This is a genomic window from Blautia sp. OF03-15BH, from assembly GCF_003463065.1.
Lineage (GTDB): Bacteria > Bacillota > Clostridia > Lachnospirales > Lachnospiraceae > Limivivens.
Genome location: NZ_QSCM01000028.1, coordinates 1 through 23,865 on the forward strand (window position 1 = coordinate 1; position 23,865 = coordinate 23,865).

A 23,865-nucleotide genomic window follows, 5' to 3' on the forward strand; every position below is an offset into this window, starting at 1 on the left:
AAACCCTCACGAAAGCCCCTCAACAAGTTTGGCAAACCCTCAAGAACTTTGATTATCCACAAAAAAACAGTCTGCCTTGACGAAAATCACTTCAATCAAAACAAACTGTTCTTCATATTTACTCTAATTTTATTTTATGAGAATAACTGATTTCACGAAATTTGCAGGTGAATCTGGAATATAAACAAGAGAAAAAAATAATTTTTAAACTCCATTTGCACTCCATTTGGTCTTTTCGACGCCCCGCAAAGCCTTTATTTATGGGCTTTTCCGCGATTTTTCAAGCTACTCAAACTCGCAAATAAAATTTTGTTACTATACATTTTTGTATAGGTATTATGGTCCTATCTGGTTTCATATGTGTTCCACTGTCCTAAGTCCACAGACTGTACTGAACGGTGTTATCAATTTGTTATCAAATTTCTGTTATCAGTCAAAGATTCTAGTGATATCCTGATACCGGTTAATTACACGATAAATCTCTACATACTCACTGCCCACTTTATAGATAATCACATAATCTTCCCATATCGCATATTTATAATATGTCCGAAAGCTAACACGTTTGGAAAGATCTGATCCCATTCCCGGAAACATCTGAAGATTCTCAAATTTCCCGTAAATTTCCTTTATGGTCTTTGCCGCATATTCCTCGTTGTCTTCAGCAATGTAATCCCGAATATTCTTCAGATCCTTTGCAACAATCGGGTTAATCCGCAATTTTAACATCTTATTCCCCCACAAGTGCCTTCAGTTCATCCAAATCCAGCCATCCTTCGCCGTCTTTCACTGCTTCTTCGGCTTCCTGCAGCTTCATCAAAAGCTTCTTTTCCGCACGATCACGTTCATAATCTTCAAAATCCATAACCACAAAACGTCCTCTACCATTCTTAGTAAGATATACCGGCTCGCCTTTGTGGCAGTTCTTCAGGACTTCGTTATAATTTCTCAAATCAGATACTGGTAAAATACTTGCCATATTCTTTCAGCTCCTTCCTTGATTTTATATTGTTTCTGCTACTTATATTATACACAAAAAGCTGTAAAATTCAACGTGAACTTTTACAGCTTTATTCAAACTATGCTTTTTCTACCTAAAAGAAGCTGCCCACTACGGACAGCCTCTTCTCTATAATAAGATTTTCATTACTGATATATGTCCACCAGTCCTGTTTTTAACATTGAATCTGAAAACTCATATGCCGCTCCATCACCGTTAAGATTCAGATACATATTATTCAAGTCATTCTCATTTACGATCCATGCCATATTCACCTGTATACTCTCACCAGGTTTTAATGAAGAAATATAGTTTCCTCCATCTCCATAATCCTCTGATATACTGTTGTATGTCATTTCAGCTGTACGTGCAACTCCATCCCATATAACACGATCGTAGTCATCTCCGGACTGTTCTGTCGGATCGTAAATTTGATATGCTCTATCTTCATGGTCCATCAACAGCAATGTACCAATATAAAGCATATGGTTAATTTCTTCATCTGACTTATTGGTATAAGTAACTGTCGCATAGACGAGCTTTTGTTTCACACTTTCTGTTTTTACAATCTCATCCACTGAATCAATGCCATTACCGGACTTAATATAAGACAGCGTATTATTTTCTAAATTTCCATCAGTTCCAACTGCATCAGTCCATTCTTCCGGCACATTATTCTGACCAAGCAGCTGCAGATTGTCCCCCACCTGAACAGCATCAACACAAACTGAAATCTTATCATTTTCAATATAGTTGCCATCATCCATAATGACTTCGGTATAATAGGATGCAGTTCCAGTCTGTTCAACTTTGATCTGAGAGATTACTAACTCTCCGGAAAGAGCAATCTTAATTCCTTTTTCAAGATATTTCTCCACAAATTCTGCATTATTTCCATAAGCTGTGATCATCACTACAAATGCTTTGCTTGTGCGATTTCTTTTTACTACCAGTGGAAACCTAGATACTTTGGTTTGTCCCTTTTGCGTAGATGCCAGCTTAGTTTCTGGATCTCTGGCAAGTCTACCCATTAAAACAATCGTATTCATTCTTTTTGTCCTCCCTTTCTTCCTGCAACACCCTTCCCTGGTATTTCAAACAGGATAATAATCTGTGCATTTTCTGCACGAAAAAATGAGGAATGGAGTCGAACCATTCCCCACTTGCTACAGGATTTCTCCTGTAAAATAAATAAGAAAATCTAAGTATTCGCATTTGGGCTTTGTCTGTACATATACATCTGATCGTTATCATTCCAGATAACCCGACTGCAAAAATACAGCCACAGTCTCTGTTTCAGCAGAGGTCCTATACCTTTCGGTGGTATCATTATTGCTTCGCTCTTCCCATAGGAGTCTTCGCCTGCACGAGCCGGATTATCTCCGGTAAGCATGTTCCTCAAGATGTATCAGCTCCTTCAATTGTCAAGGTGCAATCGGAAGAACTGTCTGAACCTCTTTTACGTTTGTGATTTTTGGAAATCAGAGGATTTTCAATTTGCCTTCCATATACTCTGTATTGGGAGCGACAAAATCGGACATGATTTTAGAAATTTTTATAAATTATTTTTTTGAGGTGTAAAAAGACATAAAAAAAGATGTCAGGATTTCTCCTGACACCGTAGTGACTGTGCCAACTTCGTGCCCAGTGGGCACAAGGTTGGTTGTATTATTCTTCATTTCCTAATGATATTGGTTCTTTCTTTGTTTTCTTGTTTTTAGATATCATCTTATGACCTGTATAATTTCTGACACAGATATCTCCCGGACCGTTATATTTTTGCCGCAGAAAAACTGCGTTTCTCCTATTATAACGATATTTTTCCTGGCGGTAAACCTTTTTCTTTTACAAGTGTCAAGACAACGCCAGGATATAAAAAACAGCTGCCGCACGTTTATTGCACGGTAACTGTCTTTTGTCCTATCAGTTCATCTTTGTTCTTTACACCTCAGATCAAATATTTTAAACTGATATTACTTATAATAACCATATATCGAAAGGCAGAAAACTCTCATGAAAAACAAGCAGGTCATGAACCGCCAGACTTCATCAAAAGAACTTCATCTTATTTCCTGCGGCTGGGAAAAATGTACACCGGAACAGTCCTACGGCCCTGGTGTCCGGCGATATTACACCATCCATTTTGTGCTGAGCGGACAGGGATATTTCTATATGAACAACCGGAAATATACCTTGAAATCCGGACAGTGCTTTTTCATTCCTCCTGTGACCAGCTCTCTCTACAAAGCAGAGCCTTCTGATCCCTGGACTTATATCTGGATCTGTTTCAATGGAGAAAATGCTCCCATACTTTGTGAACACTGTCATCTTACTGAAGAAACTCCGGTCCAGCAGCTGAATTCAGTTCTTCCATATCAGGAAACTATTCTTGAAATGATGGCTCATCCACAACTGACGCCTTCCGGTGATGCCTATATCCAGAGCGGTCTTTACCGGATCATTGCCCTGCTGGAGGAAGAATTTCATGCTTCCTACACCACCATGGAATCCAACGAGAATTTTTACATCACACAGGCTGTTGATTACATCAAAAAGAGTCCGCTGCAGAATATCACTGTGACAGATGTTGCTGACTATCTCCATATCAGCCGCAGCCACCTTTACGGACTTTTTAAAAAATATCTTGGAACCACACCCCAAGCATTCCTGACTTCAGCCAAGATCATCAACGCCCGGGAGCTTCTGACCGTCACGGATATCCCTGTCTCCAGCGTGGCGTTCTCCTGCGGATATCAAAATCCATTTGCCTTCTCCCGTGCCTTCAAAAAAGAAACCGGCATGACGCCACGGGAATACCGGGAAAAATATCATCATGCCGAGGATCTTCTGGATTGCTGAATCACTTTTCCTGATTTACGGAACAACTACCTTGGCATTATAGTATTCCACCGCAGCATCCATGGTCGGACCTTCATTGTCAAACCAGTCATAAGTGATAGTTTCGCCGTTTTCTCCCCATACCTCCGGGCAGTTGATTTCTTCCCAGTCAAGCGGAACAAAATGCTCTTTCTGTTCTGATGCACGCAGCATGATCTGGTGCAGCTCCTCAAATTCCTCCGGATTCAAAACTCCAGGTTTTGCGGATACAAACAGTGGTGTACCGCTCTTTGCAAGAACGTCTGCCCACTGACGATTTTTCTCCCATGGGATCATTCCGAAAATACCGACACAGTCTGCATCAATATGGTAAAACGTATTGTGCTGTGGAAGACGGAATGCCAGCGTATTTACGCCCATTCGTCTGGTACGCTCCCAGATACGTCCGCTGGTATCGTCACCGGTCCGGTTCAGATGCATCAGGCCTGCGCCGAGATGTCCGATGGTATTGCAGCCGATGATCACTGCGTTGTTGCTCCGGGAAGCATCATAAATCTCCTGATAAAGCATTTTTACGATTTCTGCGCTGGTTTTGGTCTGATCATAAAAATGCCATTTCTCCATGGAATTGTCTCTTAAATTCGCCTCAAATCCCCATTTTCCAAAGAGATCAAAGGTAGAAAAATCATGCTTGATCAGCGTGTATCCCCAATCACAGATCCTCTCGATATCTTTACGGATATATTCCAGTGCATCCTGGTGGGACGGGTCGAGACAGCCATTATAGGAAATCCTCCACTCATCCGGGATATTCTCATCTTCATTAAGAAGCAGACGGACCCAGATACCCGGGCGGACACCTTTTTTCTCCAGCTTGTCTGCAAGACCTTTCATATCCGGAAATCTGTCATTGCCTTTTGTCCATGGTCCACCGTTGTATTCATCCAGGCGGTGATGCTCCTGCCAGCAGTCATCAATGACCATGAACGGAGGATTTTTTACACCTTCGGTCAGTTTCAGGATATAATCGGTATCACTTAAGATCTCCTCTTCGGAGCTGTCACCGTAAGCATAGTACCAGTTATTGCTTCCATATACCGGAAACTCCGGGAAGATCGGATCTGTACACATTTTTTCACAGAATTTCTGTGCAGTTTCAAAAGTATCTGCTCCTTCTGCTTCCATGCAGACGATCTGTGCGGCACACAGCTTTCTTCCTTTCAGCTGTACTCCTGTATTTCCGCAGCGAACATCCAGAAACAAAGTAATTCCTTTGGTATCCACCTGCCAGCAGCACATAGCAGAAGGACGGACCTTTACGCCAAAGCAGAGAACCTTCTCAGAAAGCTTCGCCAGAAAATACCATGGCAGATAACGGTTTCCGCTCATTCCATGCCATTCCGCATCACCATAGGTACGTTCCCAGGCATCTCCCAGAAATCTGGCTGATTTCGGGATCTTATAGTTCCATCTCAGCTTCACACATCTCACTGCATCCTCGGATGTGACAAATATATCCTCATGTTCACCTGCGTCCTGAAATTCCACAGTAGTTGCACCGGCAGCTACTGTCGTCTGTCCTCCCTGGCACACAAGTCTCTCCTCTTCTGTTTCCACTGTTACATAATCCGGTACCCCAAGCTTAAAATCTGCATATTTTTTCTGCATTATTCTCTCCTCCTGTACTTTTTCATTTACATTTTGCTTTACCTGCATACTCATGAATACTGTCTTTCTATCGTCTGTTCAACTCAGAAGAATGTACGAAAAATTTTTTAATACATTTTGTCTATATGCCCTATTATATTGATTTTTTTGGTTTTTTCTATGCCTTAAAGTTATTATAACATTGCGGAATGTTCAATCTGCATAAGCTTTTCAGTCCTTGTCCGATTCGCTTTTCAACATAAGAACACAAAGGGCTAAAGATGGAAATTAGTTTTTCATTGATACCATATCTGGGAGTATGGAGCCAGAGAAACCGGCGATTTTCTGCTGGTAAATTCTACGCATTTAGAGCGGCACTATGGCGGGGATAGGATAAAACACTCACATACCCCGCCGACTATGCGGGAAAAACCTTGAAATATAGGGCTTTTTAAGGCCCTAAATGCGTAGGTTGGTGCTTTGTTGCGATATGCTCCACGGTTACGGTGTATTGTTCATATTCTGTTTCCGGGAATCTTTATGAAATCTTCAAAATTGCCTGGTATGCTATCCGTACAATCAAAGAAAGGACTTGATTATATGGATATGATTTTGAAAACGACTGACCTCTGCAAAAATTTCAAGGGGCAAATGGCGGTAAACAATGTGTCACTGAACATCCGGCGCAACTCGGTTTATGGTCTGCTGGGGCCGAATGGGGCTGGCAAATCCACGATCTTAAAAATGCTCACCGGCATTTTGCGCCCCACATCGGGAAGCATCGAGTTTGACGGCCACCCGTGGAAGCGGAATGATCTGGAGCATATCGGTGCTTTGATTGAGATGCCCCCGCTTTACGAAAATCTGACTGCATACGAAAATCTCAAAGTCAGAACTACATTGCTCGGCCTGGACGATGCACGAATTAACGAGGTATTGCAAATTGTCCAGCTCACGAATACCGGCAAGAAACGGGCTGGGCAGTTTTCTCTTGGTATGAAGCAGCGGCTTGGTATTGCTATTGCATTGCTGAACAGTCCCCAGCTTTTGATTCTGGATGAACCGACTAACGGCCTTGACCCTTTAGGGATTGAGGAACTTCGAGAGTTAATTCTCTCTTTTCCCTGCAAAGGGATTACAGTTATTTTGTCCAGCCATATTCTGTCAGAAGTCCAGCAGATTGCAGATCATGTGGGTATCATTGCTGGCGGCGTCCTTGGATATGAGAGAGAGCTTCGCGCCGGTGAAGATTTGGAACAACTCTTTATGGATGTTATTCGCAGAAATGGTAAGGAGGGATATTAAATGGAGATGGCATATATTCAGGCAGAGAACCTAAAGCATAAGAGAACTTTCACAAAAACGCTGATCGTTCTGGCCCCGTTTGTAACTGCGCTTATGAACTTTTTTGCCCCTCTTTGGTTCCAGCTCAATTCTTATAATTGGTGGTATATCCTGCTTTATCCTGGATTCCTTACGCTCACCTGTGCCTTGATTGAACAGCGGGATAATGGCAAACTAAAATATCGTGCCGTTGCTTCATTGCCTGTTTCGCAGAACAAAGTCTGGAAAGCAAAAATTGGAGTGGCCGGTATTTACTCCTGTGTGGGGAATTTCATTTTCCTGGCGCTAAATCTGTTGGGCGGTTTTGCAATATTAGTTATCAACGAAATTCCCCTGACAATCGGAATTTGGCAGGCTGCGGCCGGAACAGCTTGTATTGTCATTGCAAGCCTATGGGAAGTTCCACTGTGCTTATGGTTATCAAAAAAAGTTGGTATCTTTGTCACGGTTATTCTTAATGCCGGACTTGGAAGCATTTTAGGAATTTTCACGGCTACAACCTCTTTGTGGATGATCTGCCCGTATAGCTGGGTGCCGCATCTTATGATTTCCGTGTTAGGTATTTTGCCTAATGGTGAGCCGGTTGCAGATCAGAGTACGGCAATGGGATTTTGGATGATTATACTTGTATTGGTCATTTCGCTGGCCTGGTTTGCGGCGCTGTCATTTTTAACTGCAAGATGGTTTGAAAAAAAGGAGGTGGGGTAACTATGGTATCTGTGGTTCGCTGCTGGAAAGCAGAATATCAGAAGTGTAAACATAGCATTTTGCTCTATATGCACATCATGATTCCGATTATATGTGCGGCGATTTTTGCGGGTTACTATCATATATCCAGATGGGAACTGGCAACCAAAATCAGTGCCTATCTGGAAGTGCTGGCCGTTGCGTTCCCGTTTCTGATCGGCATTATTGTGGGCCTGGTTGTTCAGATCGAAAATCAGGCCGGGCATTATCAGCTTTTGTTGGGAACAATCCCATCTCGCATGGCAACGTATATTGGTAAACTTGGTTTTCTGATGATCTGTGCTTTTGGCGCAACATTTTTAGCGTTAGGAACATTCGCTGCACTATATAGGGATGCTCCGGCAAGCCTTTACCTGAAAGCAGGGATTCTATTGTTGATTACCATGCTTCCCATTTACATGATTCATTTGTTTGTGGGAATGAGCTTCGGAAAAGGTGCATCTATGGGATTGGGAATTGCAGGGAGTTTAATAGCTGCCCTTATGATAACAGGGCTTGGTGACGCTACATGGAAATATATTCCCTGGGCCTGGGGCGTTCGTGCTATGGATTACACTGTGCTTTCATGGGATAGCCCCCAACTGTATGCACAGGTAAAAACCGATTTTTTCAGCGGTATGATTATTTCTGTATGCTGCACTGTTTGTCTGTTGATTGCCAGTTTGGTTTGGTTTCATGGTTGGGAAGGAAGTAAAAACAGTGAATAAAAAGTGCCTGTTTGCCGTGGTAATTGTGCTTGTAAGTCTTATATGCTTATCGGCCTGCGGTGCGCTCCGCGATACCGCCGATAAAAATAAGGCGTTAAATGAATCTCTGCCGTATTATGAGCTGAACGCCGCAAACTATGATGAAATTTCATATAACGGCCTGACATATACCATAACGGATGAATGTCTTGAAATGTCAGAACTGCAAGAAGAAATCGGGCAGGTATCGAAACGCTTCAAAAATGTGGCGGGGGAAGATTTCAGTTTCGGCTACGTTTACAGTATTGTGGATGTGGATATAAGCAATACCGTAGCTGTAAATATCAACAATGAATATCGGAAAGCTGACATTAAAAATAATGATGAGTAACCTCGACAATGTGGTATAATGGGGCGGGAGGTGATTTTTTGACCCACTTACTTGTAGTTGACGATGAAGTTTCTATCTTGGAATTGATTAAGAACAGTTTGGGGAAAGATGGATATTTGATAACAGTCTGTCAAAATGCGGATGATGTAGACATCAAAAAGCTGCATTTCTATGACCTCATTCTTTTGGATGTGATGATGCCTGGCACAGACGGGTTTGAGTTTTGCAAACAGATCAGGAATATGGTAGACTGCCCGATTCTCTTTCTGACCGCAAAGACATTAGAGGAAGATATATTGTTTGGATTGGGCATCGGTGCGGATGATTATATTACGAAACCTTTTCGTATTCAGGAGCTTCGCGCCCGTGTCGCGGCACATTTACGCAGAGAAAAAAGGGAGCATCACAGCACACTTTCATTTGAGCCTGATATAAGATTTGACCTTTCCGCAAAGGTACTGTATGTTTCAGAACAGCCGGTTCCCCTTACCAAAAGCGAGTATTCAATCTGTGAATACCTTGCGAAAAACCGGGGACAGGTTTTTACAAAAGAACAAATCTATGAAGCCGTTTTCGGGTTTGATGGAATAGGCGATAACTCTACGATCTCAACGCATATAAAAAATATTCGTGCGAAATTGGAGCATTTCAAAATAAGTCCGATCAGCACCATATGGGGGATAGGATATAAATGGGAGTGAAAAAGAAACCTACATTGAAAATATTGTTTCGCCAGTTTGCTATCTCCCTCATTGTCATGCTGGTCGCGGCAATTATTGTCCCTTCTGGTTTGGAGGGACTTGCTGTAAATGCTGGATTAGCTACAAGAGCAAATCTAAGTGAATTGCAGGTAAAAGAGATCATTCCAACGCTGACGATTGCCCCGGATATTACAAAGGTTGTGATTCCACAGGGATGCGGCTACTTAATTCTGGACAAGAACTTTAATGAGCTTTACAGCAATATGGACGATGATGAAAAAGAAATTGCCCTGCTGTACGCAAAGGGAGAATATATTGAATATGCTACGGGGAGGCAGTTTGCACTTGTTGTCCGGGAAAACGAATTCTGCGTTTTAAGGTATTATATTGGTTCTCAATTTACAGTGTCATGGCTACCGGAATATTTTCCATCTCCTGACACGCTTGCGTTTATCCTGATGGCTGTAAATTCGCTGCTGGTCATTATCATACTGACCGCCAGATTTGCTAAGAACCTGCGTACACAACTGACCCCGCTTTTTGAAGCAACTGCGGAGGTTTCAAAGCAAAACCTTGATTTTGAAGTAAGACACGCCAAAATCAAAGAGTTTGAAGATGTCCTTGCATCTTTTTCAGATATGAAAGATAATCTGAAAATTTCGTTAGAACGGCAATGGAAAACCGAACAGACACAGAAAGAGCAAATCGCCGCGCTTGCCCATGATTTGAAAACGCCTCTGACGGTTATTCAAGGAAATGCTGATTTACTCACAGAAACAAATCTTGATGATGAGCAACGATTATACGCTGGTTACGTCGTGGAAAGCTCCGGCCAGATGCAGTCATATATTCAAACCCTGATTGATATATCACGGGCGGCGGTTGGTTATCAGCTCCATATTGAAAGTATAGACTTGCCAGCGTTCATGCAGCACTTGTTCGGTTATATGGAATCACTATGCCGGACAAAAGAAATCCGGCTGCAAATGAATACTGTTTCACTCCCTCAAATGCTGAAATTTGATAGGGTGCTGATAGAACGTGCTATTATGAATGTTATCAGTAATGGGCTGGACTACTCCCCGCAAGGCGGAACGCTTTATGTGGATGTTCAGAGTAACAACGGTTTCGTGGAAATTTCAGTCACAGACGAGGGAACGGGGTTTTCTAAAGAGGCATTATGCCACGCACAGGAACGGTTCTATATGGGCGATCAAAGCCGCAATTCAAAGTTACACTTTGGTATGGGTCTATATATTACAAATTCGATTATGGAACAACATAATGGTCAGCTTATTTTAGAAAATTCAAAAGAAACCGGCGGCGCAAAGGTTACTATGAAACTTCCTTGCTGATTTTCCGATAGTGTAATGGACGTCTTTTATGTCCGTCCATTTTTCAAATCTTTATGGAATCTTCAAAAATTCCTCTTATCATGTATCTAAAGAAAAAACATCTGCCCAGCGGCAGAAAAGAAAAAAAACGCTGCTGGGCAGACCCATTTTCACGCTTAATTTATATTCACTGGTGGCGGTTTTGAAAAATCAAGGCCGCTGCTTTCTTTCTGTCATTCCCAGCAGTTAAAGGCATGGCGGCCCACGGGAGGACGCCGCCATGCTGTTTTACTATCATTATAATCTAATCCACTTCTACCGCTTAAAAAAAGCCTTGCCCCGCCACGGGAATATTCCGGCTATGAGTATGAACTATACCATGTAAGAAAACAACAAAACGCTTCAAATCGTCGCCCGGTAGGTTTACGACCTGCCGGGCGATTTTTGTCGATTTTCGCGGATTGTCATTTCCGGCAAAAAATCAGATGGAAAAGGAGGCGGTCAGCAGACCAGGGCCAGCATAGGCCCCTGACAACGGACAGGATCATCCTGCTCACTCCCCACGGAAAGGGGGTGAGAAGATGAAAGTTACCCCTGATGATTACGGGAGGCGCTGCCAGTTTGACCATTTTTGCAAGCTGGTACTGTACCATGAAGCCGTTGACTACTTCCGGGAAAGGAAGCGTCAGCGTGGCTGGGAAACATCCTTTGAAAGCTCTACACCTACCTGCAATCCAATCACATCACGGTCTACTGCGTTTAATAGGTCATTCATCAGATACGTGAGCCGAATATAGCGATACACCTGCCTTGCACTGTCATTTCCGTTCTTTCCAATATCTTTCGCACTGATACCTCCTGATGTTCCCTGATGATTCATTGCTTCCATCTTCATACGGTATACTCTGTACTGGCAGATGTAAAATCGGACATCATTTTCCGAAATTTAGCAAATTATTTTAATTTTACAGTTTCCATATGTGTTATCGCTGAACCATGGAGTTAATATCATTGAAAAAGGGTATAAAAAAACAGTCTGCCCTGACGGAAAATATTTCCATCAAAACAAACTGTTCTTCATATTCACACTAATTATATTTTCTGAGCATAGTTACTTTTGCGAAAATCTCAGATAACTCCGGAAAGAAAACAAAGAAAAAAAAGATTTTTTAACTCCATTTGCACTCCACCGGAACATCCAGACAGCCCGCAAAACCTTTATTTATGGGCTTTTTCGCAATTTAGTCCGCTACTCGAACTCAACTCCATTTACGGTTGCAGGTAGTAAAATAAAGCTTCTACAAGGGGGAAATTTACTACTATTTTTCATTTTTTCCTATCCTCCATCCAGTTTTTAAACCTTTTAGAACCATTTTAGAACCAGAGTACTGCTATAGAACCAGAGATTTTCAGTCTTTCAATCTGCTTCTCAGCATCTGATAATGTCGCTGTCCGATATGCCGTCCGGCACGCTGCAAGCCGTCAACACATTCGCAAACCTCATCAAATGTCGGTTTCCGTTCCTCATAGGCAGCTGCCTATTGTTCACCTAATTCTAATCCCTGTCTGAGATGACCTCCTTTTTAAGTTCTCTAAAAATATTTAATTCATCATCCAAGTCATCCAACGTCATATCAAAATAAGAATATCCCAATCTATCATACAGATCAATCAATTCTGTCTTTCTGATTCCCAGAATTTCTGCTGCCCGACCATGCGAGATTGTCTGATTCAATATATATGGATACAACAACAGAGCATTTCGGGTAAACTCCGTTTCCGGATTCACAGTCACCAGATATTTTGACATTCCTACTGGAACTTTAATAGTTACTGATTCCGTTGCTACCATATATAGTATCACACCTTCCTATTTGAGTTCTGAGCAAGCTAAGCGGCCGTTATTGCTCTTCTCACTTGTTCTATTGATAACTTTGTGGTTCTCGAAATCTTATCCAGATCATGCTCACCCTCTGACCATAAGTTTAGTGCTACATCCATTCTTGCCTTAATATCTGCGTCATCACGCTCTCTGTCTACAATCTTCTGCATCGTTTCACACATTTCAGTCACTCCTTTCGGTTCTTCCTTAAAATATCTGACTCTCTCTGCAATCTTAGGATTGTGCATCTCACGATAATCTTTACAGTTAAAATCATGCATCAGCCATCCAACTTCATCGTTTCCTCTATAAGAACCATTGACATAAACAATATGCTCTTTGTCTCCAAACAGTTTCCCCGTCTCCTGTATGGTTCTTTCTATTGTATATACCGGAAGTCCTCCCTTTAAAACATCATTAGATGTAATAAAGATAATGTATGTCTCCGGCATTTCTTTATATTTTTCTCCTGATGTGGTAAGCCTTGAATCAAATAATGCACTGTTAAGTCTGGCTCGTTCGGGAACAGCCCCATTATCGTCCTGCTGGACCTCAATATCATACTGTTTTCCTGTAGCATCATTAGCATAAATATCAAGCCTCACTGATCGTCCAAACAAATTTCCTATTGTCAACTGTGTAACCGATTTTGTCACAGATAAATCATTTCTCTTTAATATTATTTTCAAAAGTTCTTCTGTACATTCTAAATCGCCCGAAAAAACCTGCGTCATAAAGGTATCATCCATTAACGTAAATTTGTTAATAGCCTCCATACGCTCTGTATTCTTTTCTTCCAGATTTAATACCTGCATTTTTTCACCTTCTTTTCTATATTATATCTATTATAGTGGGTTTGTTCAACTACATTTTTGTTCACTACCTCCCTTCTCGCCTTGTTTAACTTTCCCACTAACATCTTTACCGATTGCCTTGCAATACTCCTGAATTTCTTTCTGCTCTTTCCAATGCCTATTATTGGAATTTGGTTTCTTATCAAATAAATAGGCAGCACCATTCAAAATATCCACCATTGTAATCATAAAAGCCAAATAATCCTCTTTAAACTCCTTGTAGTTCTCTCCTGACATAGAAAAATCACCAGACAAAATCTGCCCGGTGATCTCTTCCATAACTATCTGTGTTTCTCGCAGCTCTTCTACAAGGTATTGCACGCGTTGCTTCGTTCCTACCACAACAATATTAGAATATATGCAGCTTCTTGCAATAAAGTCTTTCTTATACAAGCCACTGGCTTTCACCCGTTCTTCAATCATTGTCTGCTCCCACCGCGTAGGGCGAAATGCTATAGTTGGATTACTATGTTGTCCTGGCATATTTTTCCTGTTCCTTTCCCCTAATTTTCATTTGAGTCAACTAGCTTTTCCAGCTGATCTACCAGTTTCCTTGACTGATCTGGATATAAATGAGAATATGTAGATAATGTTGTCTGAATCTTTTCATGGCCCAGTCTATCCGCTACCAAATTAGGCTGTGCTCCCAACTTTGAAATTAACAAACTGGCATGTGAATGCCTCAAATCATGTAACCTGATTTTCTTTACTCCAGATGACTCAATTCCTCTCTGTATCTCATGTTCCCAATAAGCTTTTGTCGTATTCTGGAACAAACGATCTTTCGCCATAAGCCCGTATAACTTGCCTGCATACTCTTTTAATTCTTCCACAAGGAAATCAGGCAACGTAATCGTTCTGCCGTACTTTCAGTCCGGTTCTCTTCATAAACTCATGCCGGATCACATCCTCCATCAACGTTCCCCAATAGGTGTATTCGTTCCCTTCATCGGTGATCTCTTTTCTTCCGGTTTTCTCTTCCCAAAGCTGAAGAATGGAGCGATAAGGATTTTCTCCCATAACAACAGAGGCATCGGAGCCCCCAATGCCTTCTCTACGCAATTCCAGCCATTCCAGTCTTGTTAAATCCTTTGTCGGAATCTTCTTATATCCCATAATATTTTCCCCTTTTTTTAAGCTGCTGTTACCAGCTGATATGCTTTGTCAATCAGCGGATTCCCGTCCGCCGTCTTTGCAAACATGTTTTCTCTGTAGTTTGCCGTCTTTCTCCTCGGCTCTGCATGGGTAGCGAAGTCTGATACCGCATTGACAAAACGATAAGCATTGTTTCCGAGCTCTTTCAAATCCGGCGCATCAAAATAGCGAAGCTTCATATCCTCTCTCAATTTTTCAATCCCCCTTCTCTGCTGTAAGGTAGCCTTTTCTTCGATCGGAAGCAGAAGTTCTATGTAATCCATCACCTGTTTCTCTGTCATTTTCTTCTGGCGCAGGCTCTCAAATTCATTACCCAGGGCAGTCATGTAGGCATCCGCCAGAAACAGAGTATTTTTCGCTTCCTCGATTTTCTCATTGATATTCCCCGTATGAATCATAGACCAGGAACGCTTCGCTGTCTTCAATGCCAGATTCAGCGTATTGTTGCAGACTACCCGGATCGGTGTCAGCGCCGTTTTCACAGCGCCAGAACCATCATGGGCATTGGAAAAAACCAGATACGGCGTGATTCTTTCTCCCAGAATAATGAACTCCTGTGGCATCCTTGCCAGAAGCCAGACCCGCTTTCCTTCCTGCAAAGATCCCGCAGTCTCGTAACGAACTCCCTCTCCCAGAAGCGTATCTGTAAAAGCAAAAGCTTCTTCATTCTGCACTACCTTGTAACGATCTGTGACCACTCCCAGAATTTTTCTGTCACGATCTCTTACATTGACCCGGTAGCCTGTAATCAGCTCGTTCTTTTCCGTATACGCTGGTTCCTGCAATACCATCCAGTCCAGCCCGGCCAGTCTCAAAGCTTCCCGGGCCTCCGGTGCCTCTGCCACCATGGTTCCCAATCCGTGCCACGGTTTCTCTCTTGTGTAAAACATCGTTTCTACATTTGCTGCCATCGTGAATCCTCCTCTTCTTTCATTTTTGAATTTTACTTTTCTTCATTCTGTTTAAAAACCTGCTCCACAACTGCTCCAATAGCATCGAGAATAATCAGAATAATTTTCTCCAAATAGCTCACCCTTCCTTTCCTATAAAATGGCATGAAAAAGGCAGAACCCATAATGAGTTCTGCCTGATGTGGTATCACTATTATAATATGTAATTGAAATTCTAAATTTGTTTTAATGTTCGTCATTCTTAAGCATAATACAGAAACTAAAAAAGAAAAAGCTTATAATAATAGAGCAGAGTTTAATAAAAAATGGCCAAAAAATAAAATTATTTGAAACCAGAAAATCAGCTGTTGAAACTGAAATTCAGGAACTTCAAAAAACTCTCTCCCTCTTAAAATTCAAGTGCTGGTATTACGAAACAGCAATGAAAGATGGTAACGAAGATGCTATAAATGCCATGTTGCCTGACAAACTTCCAAAAAATATACAGAAACTATATGATAAAGGGCATGACTGATTTTTGCTTTCTCCATCAAACTGGAATTAATCGATTTCTTTATTATCTAATCTGTTAGTAATCTATCCAACAGCATCTGCCTATTATTTATAAACATTTCTGTTACCTGGTAACTCTCTGTATCCTCATATTCGCACAGATGTATGCGTCCATTATCAAAACAATAGATATCTGCATCTGGTATTCCTAACAAAATTGGCGAATGCGTAACTATAATAAACTGTGCTCCCTCTTTTGCACATCTGTATATTTGCATCAACAATGTAAGCTGTCTCTGCGGCGATAATGCAGCTTCCGGCTCGTCAAAAAGATACAAGCCATTTGGATTCATATTATTCTGTGCTAATGCGAGAAAACTCTCTCCATGTGATTTTTCATGATATTTAGCGGAAGGATGTGTAATATCTGCATATTCTTCTTCCTGCGTTGCAACATTATAAAAGCTTTCTGCCCTAAGAAAATATCCCCACTTTTCCTTCCGATAGCCTTTGGCAATTCTTATCGCATCACACAACTCTGAATGTGTATCATGCGTAGAAAAAACATAATTCTTCGTTCCACCCTCAGGATTAAAACCATGTGCTACGGCAAGTGCTTCCAATAAAGTTGATTTACCGCTGCCATTTTCCCCTACAAAAAAAGTAATTGGTTTGTTAAAATCAAGTTTTTCAACTCCCTTAAAAGCCCTGATTCCCTTCAGATAACTATCCTTATCAATTTTATCCCAATCAAATATTACTCCTTGTATGAATTGATCATTCACCTAATCACCTCCTTGTAAAAAACACTTTCTAATCCCCATCTTCTTGCCCTTTAGACAAGAAGCATTCTTCACCTTCAGTTCGGTCAATCCCGATTTTCTCAATTCTCCAAACTTGAATTTACCAATTTTCGGAGATTAAGGTTTCCGGATGTGAAAAAACTAATTTAATATTCTTCTTGGAATTCAGCAACAACATCAATGTACCTTGTTCTTTTGTCTCCATTTGCGTTGTCATGACCAATGAACGATATGGTTTGAAGCCACATTTTGTCTGAACTCGTTTTGATTGTTCATTGAAATCATAGTAACCACAAATCAGAAAATCATAATCCAATTCGCCAAATAAATAATCTTTAACTGCATTTACGGCTTCGGGCATAAGTCCTTTTCCCCAATAATCTTTACTCAAAACATATCCTAATTCTCTGCCGTAATAATCCTTGAATTCTGTCAAAGCATCTTCTAACCCATATTTTTCTATGCCAACAGTACCGATTACTTTATTGTTTTTCTTTAAGCAGATTGCAAATACTTTATCCTCACTGATAAAGGAATTCATAATACTTTGAGATTCAGCAATATTTTCATGATGTTTCCATCCTGCCATCTCCCCAACACCTTCGACAGATGCATACTCATAGAAATCCTCCAAATCTGTTTGTTTGAATGATCTAAGAATGAGCCTTTTTGTTTCTATTACTTTTCCGTCTATTCTGAAGTCAGCATTCATATTTTTACGCTCCTCATAACGTCTAATTCTCCAAATTCCGATTGAGATTTCACCTGTTTTAAGAGATTTAATAACTGTTATATTTTGTTATTAAATTCTCCGCAAACCCTTGAAAACACTGAATTTATCACTGGTGAGCTTTCCCTTATTGTTTCCCTTGTGTTATATTGTCCCACCAGTGTTTACGAACTCTGATAAGGGCAAATACAAGGGCAAGAAAATCCTATAAAACAGTATAACACAAAATAAAAGTGACATGGTGAACTGATTGAAATGCTTCTGATTTTTGCAACAAATGATTGATTTAACGATAAGGAGATTTGATACGATGAGAACAATATTTGCAGAATACAATCCCAACCGTTGCTAATACAGAAAGTAAGCCCGCTGCTGCGAGAATTATCTGCAACTGCCCCAGATTGATGTTTGGCAGGTTACAGTCAGGTAACGCTGGAAAAAACTAATTCCTGAATTTGATTCTTTTTTCATGATATCTGCTCTCCTTAAATTATTTACAACAATCCCCGTCACCGCATCCAAGGCAAGTAAGGGATTCTATAAAGTGTTTGTAATTCATCAATGTCTCACAATTCAAAGAATAGTGATGCCATTTTCCTTCCTTACGATCATTCACAAGGCCGCATCCTACCAGTATCTTCATATGATGGGATAAAGTTGGCTGGGTAATTTCAAATCTTTCCAAAAGTTTACACCCGCACTTTTCTCCATCCGACAGCATCTGTACAATTTCCAGCCGGTTCGCATCGCCCAAAGCCTTGCATATCAAAGCCACATCCATTGCATTCATATTGACACCTCACATTGATCATTGTCTATGTTCAATATAATATATACATAGATATTTGTCAATGTATGTATTTTAAAAAAAGAGAATCAAGTTTTTGATTCTCTTCATACATTCATTATAGCTTTTATCATCCATTTTATTTGCCCCAAACAGCCGCTGCATTCGACCTTACAAGCAGTTCTTCCACAGGCAGACCAATCGGACAAATATCATGACAAGATAACGACTTCCCGCATCCCTCAAAATATTTCTTCTTATATTCAGCAGAAATCTCATTCAAATGAGTGCTTTCCTGTTCTTCATTCAGAATCCGAAATGCGTTGACTGCAGCAACAGCGCCTGCGAAAGTCCCATTTGCAGAGAAGTTAGGACACACTTCAAGGCAGCAGCCACACATCAGACAGCGTGCCGACTGGTATCTCGGTTCATGTGTCCACGGATTCATATAAGCTTCACTTTCAAGCCAAAGGTTCAGTTTTTTCAAATTTTCAAACAGAATTGACCGATCAACGATCAAATCTCTTACAAGCGGAAATTTGCTTAAAGGTTCCAAGGTGATTGTAGAACCTTTTAACGTATGTAGAAATGTAGAGCATGCCAGCCTCGGACGTTCGTTAATCAGCATGGCGCAAGCCCCACATTTTCGCACCATACAGCTACATTCCCAGCTGATGGGAGTAACTATATTCCCTGAATTATCTTTCAAAGGGGTTCTACTGTTCAATTCCTTTAGAACATTGGCAACAGAGCTGTTTTTGCTTCCGTCAAACTCAAATTCCTGCCAATAACTGTCTGATTTCTGACTCTCCTGCCGCCTGATTCTTATTTTATATACCAAGTGAATCACCGCCTTTCTGGAACAGGTACAAAGGAAATCTGTATCTGCTTTCCATCAAATCTGGCTACCGTTGTTTTAAGGTAATCATCGTCATTGTTCTTCGGATAATCCTCCCGCCAGTGTGCACCACGGCTTTCTTTTCTTGCAAGAGCACTCTTTAGAACTGCCATGCCAAGCAATGGAAGATTTCCTGTCAGCGCTTGTACCGTTTGAATCCCATTTAACAACGTATTCTCATTTCTGACAACACCCATAGTATCCTGCATCACTTTGTTTAATTGCTTTATTTCTGAAATTTGAGACGTTGGTGGAAAATCTATCTGTGTCGCACAAGATAGATCTACTACATCTGCCTGTTCACATGCTGATTTTGCCGCAACACGTCCTCCGTATAACGCTCCTAACAGAGAATTTCCACCAAGACGGTTGGCACCATGATATTGGGCACAGCATTCTCCGGCAGCGTAAAGATTCTGAATCGGCGTTCTGTGCTGCTCATCCACCAGAATGCCTCCCATAAAATAGTGAATTCCCGGTAAAACAGACACCGGTTCCTTTCGTATATCTTTATGCAGATAGGTCATACAATCGTCTGCCAGACCAGATAGCTTATTTGAAATAATCTCCTCCGATATTTCCGTCATGTCAAGAAATACCTCTGATTCATGGCTGACCTTCCATATCTCTCTGGCGGTAATATCTCGTGGCATCAGATTTCCAAGCTCCGGGTATTTTTCCTCCATGAAATACCATTGTTTTCCATCTTTCATGGCAAACAACCTGCCACCTTCCCCTCTGGCCGCCTCGCTGATGAGCATGCGTTTTCCACCACATTTCACAGTTGTCGGATGGTACTGGATCATCTCGCCATTTGCCAGAGGAACACCAAGCCGGAACAATTCTGCGGTGACTTCTCCTGTATTGCTCAGCGAACCCGTTGTATTTCCAAACAATCCGTGCATACCACCGGTGGCAACAATAACCGCATCCCCCGGTAATTCCACAGTCTCCTGACTGTATTCATCCCTGATTACGCAGCCACAACAAATATTGCCACACAGACGAAGTGTTAGGAAAGAATGATGGCTGAACCGTTCTACCATACCAGATGCTTCTTTCCTGCGAACAGCGTCTATCATAGCTGTCATGATCTGCTTCCCGGTATCGCTCTGTGCAAAAGCAGTCCGTTTCTTTTTCTGCCCGCCAAAATTCCGCAGATCCACATCATCATAGCCACTCATGTTAAATTTAACTCCAAGTTTTAGCAGCCAGTGCACCAGCTCCGGTGCTGCCTGTGTCATTCCCCAAACTGCATTTGGATCTGCCAGACCACATGCTGCCTTTATTGTATCTGTAAAATGTTCTTCGGGACTGTCGTTTTCATCTTTTGTATTCAAAGCTGCGTTGATACCGCCCTCCGCCATAACAGACTGTGCCCGCTCTGACGGAAGGGAGGAAACCAGTTTTACATTGCATCCATTTTCCGCTGCCTGCAAAGCCGCTGAAAGTCCTGCCAGTCCAGCACCTATAATAATAATTGTCTTACTCATAGATATTGCCACCCAATATAATATAAAATAACCGCTCCCGCTATAAAAAGAAGAAGCACCGAAAGGATCAAATAAATATCGCTCCTTCGTTCTTTATAACTAATGATTCCCAGTGATACGAGCAATGGGCGTATATTGATAAAAATATGAACAAAGATTGCCGCTACGAACAAAAGCTGAGTTACCATCTTTACCGTTGTAAAAGGGAACAAAATATATGTCCCATTCTGCACCTTTCCAAACAAGCCAATATGGAAGAACAGCAGGATCAGTATTGCCAGCCCACTGGCTCGTCTCGCCCAGAATATGGCGTTCTGTTTCAGATACATTTTTCCGGATTGTTTCGCTGCCCGTAAACTCTGAACTGTCAGGACGGTACCCATCACCGTATGCACAACAAGAATACCAACACCAATCCATGCAAGAAGTTTCCCTGCACTACTTCCAACTCCGTTCAGCATAAAGCTGCCCATGATTCCATGAATCATAAAAATGAGAAGCATTAAAACAGACAAAATCGTATTCCATTTTCTCATAAATTCCCGCTCACCTCATTTCTTCGCTGTCCATGATCATATAGTCCATCTGTGTTAGCGTTGTAACGTCAATAAAATCATCCGATGCCAGGAATACATCATACTTTCCACTTATCACTCTTGATAGCATCATTGTGTTACTGTACTCTTTCAGATCTACGGAAAAACCGGCCTGTTTCAACCTGTCACAGAGTTTCTTAGCATAACTGACAAGCGGATAATCCGTCTCAGATACATATAACCGAAAACTAATGTCCGTTTTCATGAGATCTGTTTCATTTGTTTCCGAATCGTCCAGTGCCAATTCTTTTAATTTATTCCGGGCGTTCTCGTTGTCGAGACCATCTGACATCATATTAATACCGAGAACATAAGAGCCTTCCAACTGTGCGGAGGCTTGAGCCGCCTTTTTTGACTTCGGTGTTGCTCCTGTGACTGCATCAATTATAGAAGGCGGTGAATGTAAAATGACACCAAAACCTACAAGAAAAACAATCGTAACAACTAACAGAATCAGTTTTCGTTTCACATTCCTACCTCATTTCCTATTTTTTCAAAATTCTCATTGCGTTCAAAACAGCAATTATGGTAACGCCTACATCACCAAATACAGCTTCCCACATTCCCGCAATACCAAGAGCGCCAAGAATCAGGAACACACTCTTAATCCCAAGAGCAATCACTATATTCTGCATGACAATCTGTTTTGTCGCTTTTGCTACTTCAATCGCGTCCACCAGCTTAGACGGTTCATCTGTCATCAGAACTACATCTGCTGCTTCAATGGCCGCATCCGAACCAAGCCCACCCATTGCAATACCAACATCTGCACGGGCAAGGACAGGAGCGTCATTGATACCATCACCAACAAAAGCCAATTTGCTTCCCGGTCTCTTTTTACTATCTAAAAGCTCAACCTTTTCCACTTTTTGGTCAGGAAGCAGCTGTGCATAATATTCATCCAACTGCAATTCTTCTGCAACAGCCTTTCCGATTTTTTCATCATCACCAGTAAGCATGACTGTTTTTTCCACACCGATATGTTTCAAATCAGAAATTGCTTTTTTGCTGTCCGGCTTTACTTCATCTGTTATCAGAATGCATCCGGCATATTGACCATCTACTGCTACATAAACCTTTGTACCAACTTTTTCACAGGCTGTGTACTCCACATGCTCTGAATCCATAAGTTTCGTATTGCCGGCATAAACTTTCTTCTTTCCTGCCATGGCACTGATTCCATATCCGGAAATTTCCTTGTAATCAGAGATAACTGATTGGTCAATTTCTTTTCCATAAGCAGAGAGAATGGATTTTGCAATAGGATGGTTAGAAAAGCTCTCTGCCTGGACCGCATACTCCAGAACCTGTTCTTTTGAAAATCCATTTGCAGGCAGAATATCAGTCACATTGAAAACACCCTTTGTAAGTGTTCCAGTTTTATCGAACACAATAATGCTGACATTATTAAGCGCCTCTAAATAATTACTTCCTTTTACAAGAACACCTCGTTTAGATGCCGCACCAATACCTCCGAAGAAAGTCAGCGGGATTGAAATGACCAATGCACATGGGCAAGATACCACAAGGAAAACAAATCCTCTGCGAATCCACTCTGTCCAACCTCCACCAAGAAGGATCGGTGGCAGAATTGCCAGAATAGCTGCTAAGATTACAACAACAGGAGTGTAATAACGTGCAAATGTAGTAATGAAATTTTCTGTTGGTGCTTTTCTACTGGACGCATTCTCCACAAGATCAATAATCTTTGAAGCAGTAGATTCACCAAATGCTTTCGTTGTCTTAATCGTTAAAACACCCGTCTGATTCATACAACCGGAAAGTGCTTCGTCTCCTTTATGAACACTTCTCGGAATTGATTCTCCTGTTAAGGCGCTTGTATCCAGCATAGAATCTCCATCCAATACCACACCGTCTAATGGAATTTTTTCACCAGGCTTTACAATAATAATCTCACCAATGGAGACATTTTCTGGAGATATGGTAATCAATTCCCCATTTCTTCTTACTGTAGCAGAATCTGGACGTATATCCATTAAGTCTGATATAGATTTTCTTGAACGCTTAACAGCCAATGACTGAAAAAATTCACCTACCTGATAGAATAGCATAACAGCAACTGCTTCTGGATATTCACCAATGACAAAAGCCCCAATCGTAGAAACACTCATCAAAAAATGTTCATCAAATACACGCCCCTTTGAAATGTTCCTCACAGCCTGCCATACAACATCTCCACCAAGAATAACATAAGAAACAATGAGAAAAGCTAACTCGATAGGCAGTGGCACTTTCGCAAAAACAGTCAATGCCATACCAATGGCATAGATTGCTGCACCAGTCGCCAAACGAACTGTCAACTTCTTATCCTCATTGTTATAGGATTCATTGGCCTCCTGCTTTTTTTCCGGTATATAAGATTCCTGTACAATTTCAGAAACTTCCACATCTGGCTCATGGCTATGAACAATCGTTTCAATCTGACTGGCTATCGTATCTGCGGCTGTCTGAGCAACAATGATTGTAAGCGTCTGCTTCATCAGATTTACCACTGAGGATTGCACTCCATCCAACTCTCCGACTTCTTTTTCAATTTTTGCGGAACAATTCGGACA

The 23,865-nt window shown here is 41.4% G+C and carries 26 protein-coding genes; 7 read left to right on the forward strand and 19 right to left on the reverse strand.

Annotated features, from left to right (window positions below; genetic code table 11):
* Positions 1 to 429: 429 nt before the first annotated feature.
* The 3 genes from DXA57_RS16360 to DXA57_RS16370 form a co-directional block, all read right to left on the reverse strand.
* Complete coding sequence (locus DXA57_RS16360) at positions 430 to 729, reverse strand: type II toxin-antitoxin system RelE/ParE family toxin (protein WP_117768338.1); 300 nt, start codon at positions 727 to 729, stop codon at positions 430 to 432.
* 1 nt (position 730) lies between these two features.
* Positions 731 to 979: a type II toxin-antitoxin system prevent-host-death family antitoxin gene (locus tag DXA57_RS16365; RefSeq protein WP_005610763.1), complete on the reverse strand. Its 249-nt coding sequence runs from the start codon at positions 977 to 979 to the stop codon at positions 731 to 733.
* A gap of 167 nt (positions 980 to 1,146) precedes the next feature.
* Positions 1,147 to 2,049 (reverse strand): single-stranded DNA-binding protein, encoded by a 903-nt coding sequence (locus tag DXA57_RS16370; protein WP_117768339.1) that lies wholly within the window; start codon positions 2,047 to 2,049, stop codon positions 1,147 to 1,149.
* Between the two features lie 964 nt (positions 2,050 to 3,013).
* On the opposite strand from DXA57_RS16370, the gene DXA57_RS16380 reads away from it, so the two are divergent.
* Positions 3,014 to 3,859, forward strand: coding sequence for an AraC family transcriptional regulator (locus DXA57_RS16380; protein ID WP_117768341.1), 846 nt, complete (start codon positions 3,014 to 3,016; stop codon positions 3,857 to 3,859).
* Positions 3,860 to 3,874: 15 nt separating this feature from the next.
* Here DXA57_RS16380 and DXA57_RS16385 read toward each other — a convergent pair whose 3' ends face one another.
* Positions 3,875 to 5,506: a glycoside hydrolase family 36 protein gene (locus tag DXA57_RS16385; RefSeq protein ID WP_243005819.1), complete on the reverse strand. Its 1,632-nt coding sequence runs from the start codon at positions 5,504 to 5,506 to the stop codon at positions 3,875 to 3,877.
* A 579-nt stretch (positions 5,507 to 6,085) separates the two neighbouring features.
* On the opposite strand from DXA57_RS16385, the gene DXA57_RS16390 reads away from it, so the two are divergent.
* Genes DXA57_RS16390 through DXA57_RS16415 form a run of 6 tightly spaced genes read left to right on the forward strand, consistent with a single transcriptional unit; the run spans position 6,086 to position 10,709 of the window.
* Entirely contained in the window at positions 6,086 to 6,790 is a 705-nt protein-coding gene (locus DXA57_RS16390) for a lantibiotic protection ABC transporter ATP-binding protein (protein WP_199612763.1), read from the forward strand.
* Positions 6,791 to 7,537 (forward strand): lantibiotic immunity ABC transporter MutE/EpiE family permease subunit, encoded by a 747-nt coding sequence (locus DXA57_RS16395; RefSeq protein ID WP_117768344.1) that lies wholly within the window; start codon positions 6,791 to 6,793, stop codon positions 7,535 to 7,537.
* 2 nt (positions 7,538 to 7,539) lie between these two features.
* A complete protein-coding gene (locus DXA57_RS16400) occupies positions 7,540 to 8,283 on the forward strand; it encodes a lantibiotic immunity ABC transporter MutG family permease subunit (protein WP_117768345.1) in 744 nt (247 codons plus the stop codon).
* Positions 8,276 to 8,653, forward strand: a complete 378-nt coding sequence (locus tag DXA57_RS16405) for a NisI/SpaI family lantibiotic immunity lipoprotein (RefSeq protein ID WP_243005820.1) — start codon at positions 8,276 to 8,278, stop codon at positions 8,651 to 8,653. Before DXA57_RS16400 ends, DXA57_RS16405 begins: the two co-directional genes overlap by 8 nt.
* Before the next feature lie 38 nt (positions 8,654 to 8,691).
* Complete coding sequence (locus DXA57_RS16410) at positions 8,692 to 9,354, forward strand: response regulator transcription factor (protein WP_199612761.1); 663 nt, start codon at positions 8,692 to 8,694, stop codon at positions 9,352 to 9,354.
* Positions 9,345 to 10,709, forward strand: coding sequence for a sensor histidine kinase (locus DXA57_RS16415; protein WP_117768348.1), 1,365 nt, complete (start codon positions 9,345 to 9,347; stop codon positions 10,707 to 10,709). Before DXA57_RS16410 ends, DXA57_RS16415 begins: the two co-directional genes overlap by 10 nt.
* 664 nt (positions 10,710 to 11,373) lie before the next feature.
* Here DXA57_RS16415 and DXA57_RS16430 read toward each other — a convergent pair.
* The 15 genes from DXA57_RS16430 to DXA57_RS16515 all read right to left on the reverse strand — a co-directional run.
* The gene (locus DXA57_RS16430) at positions 11,374 to 11,583 is read right to left on the reverse strand and encodes a hypothetical protein (RefSeq protein WP_117768351.1); all 210 of its coding nucleotides are present in this window, start codon (positions 11,581 to 11,583) and stop codon (positions 11,374 to 11,376) included.
* A gap of 660 nt (positions 11,584 to 12,243) precedes the next feature.
* Complete coding sequence (locus DXA57_RS16440; protein WP_117768352.1) at positions 12,244 to 12,540, reverse strand: hypothetical protein; 297 nt, start codon at positions 12,538 to 12,540, stop codon at positions 12,244 to 12,246.
* 38 nt (positions 12,541 to 12,578) lie between these two features.
* Positions 12,579 to 13,385 carry a PD-(D/E)XK nuclease family transposase gene (locus DXA57_RS16445; protein ID WP_117768353.1) on the reverse strand — a complete coding sequence of 269 codons (807 nt, stop codon included), beginning with the start codon at positions 13,383 to 13,385 and terminating at the stop codon, positions 12,579 to 12,581.
* Positions 13,386 to 13,430: 45 nt separating this feature from the next.
* The gene (locus DXA57_RS16450) at positions 13,431 to 13,847 is read right to left on the reverse strand and encodes a hypothetical protein (protein ID WP_147345714.1); all 417 of its coding nucleotides are present in this window, start codon (positions 13,845 to 13,847) and stop codon (positions 13,431 to 13,433) included.
* Positions 13,848 to 13,927: 80 nt separating this feature from the next.
* Positions 13,928 to 14,257: a tyrosine-type recombinase/integrase gene (locus DXA57_RS16455; protein ID WP_330423294.1), complete on the reverse strand. Its 330-nt coding sequence runs from the start codon at positions 14,255 to 14,257 to the stop codon at positions 13,928 to 13,930.
* Positions 14,258 to 14,264: 7 nt separating this feature from the next.
* Positions 14,265 to 14,540 carry a lambda-exonuclease family protein gene (locus DXA57_RS16460; protein WP_117768356.1) on the reverse strand — a complete coding sequence of 92 codons (276 nt, stop codon included), beginning with the start codon at positions 14,538 to 14,540 and terminating at the stop codon, positions 14,265 to 14,267.
* Between the two features lie 17 nt (positions 14,541 to 14,557).
* The gene (locus tag DXA57_RS16465) at positions 14,558 to 15,490 is read right to left on the reverse strand and encodes a DUF932 domain-containing protein (protein ID WP_117768357.1); all 933 of its coding nucleotides are present in this window, start codon (positions 15,488 to 15,490) and stop codon (positions 14,558 to 14,560) included.
* 560 nt (positions 15,491 to 16,050) lie between these two features.
* Positions 16,051 to 16,767, reverse strand: coding sequence for an AAA family ATPase (locus tag DXA57_RS16475; protein WP_006856526.1), 717 nt, complete (start codon positions 16,765 to 16,767; stop codon positions 16,051 to 16,053).
* A 118-nt stretch (positions 16,768 to 16,885) separates the two neighbouring features.
* Complete coding sequence (locus DXA57_RS16480; protein ID WP_055221231.1) at positions 16,886 to 17,497, reverse strand: GNAT family N-acetyltransferase; 612 nt, start codon at positions 17,495 to 17,497, stop codon at positions 16,886 to 16,888.
* Between the two features lie 508 nt (positions 17,498 to 18,005).
* Positions 18,006 to 18,305: an ArsR/SmtB family transcription factor gene (locus DXA57_RS16490; protein WP_005330972.1), complete on the reverse strand. Its 300-nt coding sequence runs from the start codon at positions 18,303 to 18,305 to the stop codon at positions 18,006 to 18,008.
* 136 nt (positions 18,306 to 18,441) lie between these two features.
* Complete coding sequence (locus DXA57_RS16495) at positions 18,442 to 19,152, reverse strand: succinate dehydrogenase/fumarate reductase iron-sulfur subunit (protein ID WP_009203877.1); 711 nt, start codon at positions 19,150 to 19,152, stop codon at positions 18,442 to 18,444.
* On the reverse strand, positions 19,149 to 20,693 hold the full coding sequence (locus tag DXA57_RS16500) for an FAD-binding protein (RefSeq protein ID WP_117768358.1): 1,545 nt from the start codon (positions 20,691 to 20,693) through the stop codon (positions 19,149 to 19,151). Before DXA57_RS16500 ends, DXA57_RS16495 begins: the two co-directional genes overlap by 4 nt.
* Positions 20,690 to 21,229 carry a hypothetical protein gene (locus DXA57_RS16505; RefSeq protein WP_008392868.1) on the reverse strand — a complete coding sequence of 180 codons (540 nt, stop codon included), beginning with the start codon at positions 21,227 to 21,229 and terminating at the stop codon, positions 20,690 to 20,692. Before DXA57_RS16505 ends, DXA57_RS16500 begins: the two co-directional genes overlap by 4 nt.
* A 10-nt stretch (positions 21,230 to 21,239) precedes the next feature.
* A complete protein-coding gene (locus DXA57_RS16510; protein ID WP_117768359.1) occupies positions 21,240 to 21,758 on the reverse strand; it encodes a DUF6921 family protein in 519 nt (172 codons plus the stop codon).
* A 16-nt stretch (positions 21,759 to 21,774) separates the two neighbouring features.
* Positions 21,775 to 23,865 (reverse strand): heavy metal translocating P-type ATPase (locus DXA57_RS16515; protein WP_243005821.1); only part of this gene is annotated, 2,091 nt, incomplete at its 5' end.